At 38.7% G+C, this 4235-nt stretch carries 3 protein-coding genes and 1 pseudogene; 3 read left to right on the forward strand and 1 reads right to left on the reverse strand.

Features of this window, described 5'->3' with window-relative positions; genetic code table 11:
- Positions 1-23 precede the first annotated feature (23 nt).
- Positions 24-272, forward strand: a pseudogene (locus GSY74_RS05405) (DUF4172 domain-containing protein); the annotation flags it as partial.
- Complete coding sequence (locus GSY74_RS05410; protein WP_164664085.1) at positions 264-626, forward strand: Fic family protein; 363 nt, start codon at positions 264-266, stop codon at positions 624-626. The pseudogene GSY74_RS05405 and the gene GSY74_RS05410, both read left to right, overlap by 9 nt.
- 135 nt (positions 627-761) lie before the next feature.
- Here GSY74_RS05410 and GSY74_RS05415 read toward each other — a convergent pair whose 3' ends face one another.
- A complete protein-coding gene (locus GSY74_RS05415) occupies positions 762-3326 on the reverse strand; it encodes a bifunctional aconitate hydratase 2/2-methylisocitrate dehydratase (RefSeq protein ID WP_164664086.1) in 2565 nt (854 codons plus the stop codon).
- 182 nt (positions 3327-3508) lie between these two features.
- Here GSY74_RS05415 and GSY74_RS05420 point away from each other — a divergent pair.
- Positions 3509-4235, forward strand: a 727-nt coding sequence (locus tag GSY74_RS05420; protein ID WP_164664087.1) for an aminoacetone oxidase family FAD-binding enzyme, incomplete at its 3' end; no start/stop codon positions are given.

Raw genomic sequence — 4235 nt, forward strand, 5'->3', positions numbered from 1 at the left:
AAATTTAGAAACAGGAATATGTTATGAATACAAAAAAGTGGATTTGGCAACATCAAGATTTTCCTAATTTTAACTATGACTACAAAGAGATAGAGCCAATGATATTTCGCTTTTTTGAAAAAAGTGGAGAGCTAAAAGGTAAGATATCTTATCTTTCAAACAGTGAACAAGATAACTTCTCTATTTAGACATCACTAAGTGAGATTATTGCTACATCCCAAATAGAAGGAGTAGAGTTAAAACGCGATAGTGTTAGGTCATCTTTGCAGAAAAAACTAAATATTACATTTAACAGAGAAGAAGATAAATCTACTAAAAGTAGTGATAGTTTAACTGAACTCTATATAGATAGCAGGTTTAACCAAGATGATTTATCTTTAGAGAGACTACATATATGGCATTATGCTATTCCTCAAAAGAGAATTGAATCCTCTATTCAAGAACTTATGAAATATATTAACAGTAGCAGTGAAAATTTTATTGTTAAATCTGCTGTTGCCCATTTATGGTTTGAGTCGATACACCCTTATGATGAGGGAAATGGACGCATAGGAAGAGCCATAGTCAATTATATATTTACCTCGCTCCCATCGCTCCTGAGACTGTGTAAGAACTACCAAATTTGAAAAATGAACCCCTATTTTTGGGAATTTGAATTCCTAAAAATGAGGTTCTTACACAGTCTCCTCCTGCGTGGGAGTGTATATGAGACTCTCGTATGTATTCCCACCGAGGACGGATGGGAACAAGTCGTAATGGTTTTACTTAACCATAGCCTCAAGCTCATCTTTAGAAACCTGATGGAAATTAAGATACTTATAAATATCATCAGTCATCTCAGGCTTAATCTTATTAGCAACTATTTCCAAATACTCCTCAGCAGTTGGTAACTCACCCTTAAGTGCAACAACAGCAGCAAGTTCAGCACTTCCAAGATAAACTTGTGAACCTTTACCAAGTCTGTTATCAAAGTTTCTTGTTGATGTAGAGAATACGAAAGCGTTCTGTGCAACAGAAGCTTGGTTACCCATACAAAGTGAACATCCAGGAATCTCTGTTCTAGCTCCTGCCATACCAAATACAGAGTAGTAACCCTCTTCTTGAAGTGTCTTCTCATCCATTTTTGTTGGAGGACAAATCCATAGTTTGTTAGCAACAGCACCTTCACCTCTTAGGATTTCAGCGTGAGCTCTAAATAGACCGATATTTGTCATACAACTTCCAACAAATACTTCATCTATCTCTGTTCTAAGACCTGCTTCTCTAATTTCAGTTAATGTTTTAACATCATCTGGGTCATTTGGACAAGCGAGGATTGGCTCTTTGACTTGACTCATATCAATCTCAATTACAGCAGCATATTCAGCGTCAGCATCAGCTTCCATAAGTACAGGGTTTGCTATCCACTCTTTCATCTTGTCAGCTCTTCTTTGAAGTGTCACTGCATCTTCATAACCTTGACGGATAAGCTCTTCAATAAGAACAATATTTGATTCAAGGTACTCAATGATTGGCTCTTTGTCAAGCTTAACGGTACACGCCGCTGCACTTCTTTCAGCAGATGCATCACTTAGCTCAAACGCTTGTTCACATTTCAATGTTTCAAGACCTTCGATTTCAAGAACTCTACCAGAGAAGATGTTTACCTTACCAGCTTTTGCCACCGTCAAATGACCATCTTTAATCGCTTGATGAGGAATAGCATTTACCATATCTCTAAGCGTAATTCCTGGTTGCATTTCACCTTTGAATCGTACCAAAACAGATTCAGGCATCGTAATAGGCATACTACCTGTAACACCTGCAAACGCAACAAGACCAGAACCCGCAGGGAAAGAGATACCAATTGGGAATCTTGTATGTGAATCAGCACCTGTACCAACAGTATCAGGCAGACACAATCTGTTCAACCATGAGTGGATAACACCATCACCTGGTCTAAGGATAAACCCTTTTCTCTCCGTCCAGAACTTTGGAAGTGTATGCTGTAGCTCAATATCAGCAGGTTTTGGATATGCCGCTGTGTGACAGAATGTTTGAAGAACCATATCAGCACCAAAACTCAATGCTGCCAACTCTTTAATCTCATCTCTTGTCATTGGTCCCGTTGTATCTTGCGAACCAACAGTCGTACATACAGGCTCACAGTAGACACCTGGTTTCACACCATCCATACCACTAGCTTTACCAATCATCTTTTGAGCAAGTGTAAATCCTTTACCATTATCTTCTGGCATATCAGGAGTCATGAAAATATCACCTGCGTCCATACCAAGTGCTTCTCTAGCTTTTACAGTTAGACCTTTACCGATAATTAGTGGGATTCTTCCCCCTGCTCTCATCTCATCTGGAAGTGTATTTGGCTCGATTTTAAATTCAGATACAACCTCACCATCTCTCTCAATCACACCATCAAATGGTTTAACTGTAATCACATCACCAGTCGCTAAGTTAGCTACAGGTGCAAGAATAGGGATACATCCACTATCTTCTGCTGTGTTGAAGAAAATCGGAGCGATAATATCACCAATAACAATACCACCTGTTCTCTTACCAGGGATTCCAGGAATATCTCTACCCATGTGCCACTGAACCGAGTTGATACCTGATTTTCTACTCGAACCCGTTCCAACAACATCACCAACATACGCCAATGGATGACCTTTTGCCTTAAGCTCTACCATAGTATCTAGTGGATTATCCATTCTATTGATAAGGAATGAGTTTGCATGTAGAGGAACATCGGCTCGTGTAAACGCTTCTGATGCAGGAGAGAGGTCATCTGTATTGGTCTCACCTGGGATTTTGTATACAGTTACGGTAATCTCTTTTTCCATCTCTGGCTTGTTGTAGAACCACTCTGCATTTGCCCAAGACTCAACTACCTCTTTGGCTTTTGCATTACCTGCATCCATCATCGCTTTTACATCGTTAAACGCATCATACATAAGGATAGTATTTTTAAGCTCTTCTGCTGCAACTGCTGAAATCTCATCATCATTTAGTGCTTCAACCAGTGGTTTAACATTGAATCCACCAAGCATTGCTCCTAAAATATTACAAGCTTTTGTCTTGTCAATAGTCTCACAAGTTGCACTGCCTTCTAAAATATCATTTAAAAATGCTGCCTTAACATATGCCGCATCATCAACACCTGCTGGTACTTTCTCTGTAAAAAGCTCCATCGCATAGTCAGCCTCTGCTACAGGACTCGCTTTGAGTAGTTCTACTAAATCAGCCACTTGATCAGCTGTAAGTACTAGTGGTGGAACGCCTAATTCAGCTCGGGAAGCTGTATGTGCTTTGTAGTTCGCTAGTAATGACATTAATGTCTCCTATTTGGTTAATTTTTTTATGTCACATTCTATACTATAGGTGGTTAGATTGTTACTTTATCTAACACTATTTATATCGGAGTTTCCATTTCTGTGTAATTCAGTTACATGGTCTGTTCTATTATTATTTTTATCTATTAAAGTTATAATTCCATACATACAATGGAGTCGAAATGAATAGATATAACTCAATCATTATAGGAGCAGGAGCATCAGGGATGATAGCCTCCATAATATCAGCAAGAGAGGGAAAAAGAACTTTACTCTTAGAGAAACTTCCAAAAATAGGAGCTAAACTAAAAGCTACAGGTGGAGGGCGATGTAATCTATCCAATACTTTAAAAAACGAAGAGTTTATCTCTTGCTTTGGACGAGATGGTCGATTTATGACAACCGCTCTGGAGAGTTTTGACTATAGTGCATTACAGAAGTTTTTCAAAGGTATTGGAGTGGAGACTCACGCCCCTGATGGATTTCATATCTTTCCTGTGGGGCATGACTCATCTACGATTATATCTGCACTAGAAAATGAGATGAAAAGAGTAGGTGTCAAAGTTCTCTGCTCTCAAAAGGTTGAAGAGTTACTCCATAATGGAGATAAAGTTATCGGTTTAAAAACAACTAAAGAGTCATTTTACTCTGATAAAATTATTATAGCAACAGGAGGCATGGGTTATCCAAAACTCGGCTCTGAAGGTGATGGTTATCACTTGGCAAAAGCAGTTGGTCATAAAATCACAAGTTTACACCCTGCCATGATGCCACTAAAAACCAAAGAGATTTGGGGTGCAAACTGTCGTGCTGATACCATCGCCAATGCAGAACTTCGTATTGATATAAAAAAATATAAAAAACTCTACGCCAAGGGTGATTTGATATTTACCAAAACTGGAATCAGAG

Source organism: Sulfurovum sp. bin170 (assembly GCF_010892395.1).
Classification (GTDB): domain Bacteria; phylum Campylobacterota; class Campylobacteria; order Campylobacterales; family Sulfurovaceae; genus UBA1140.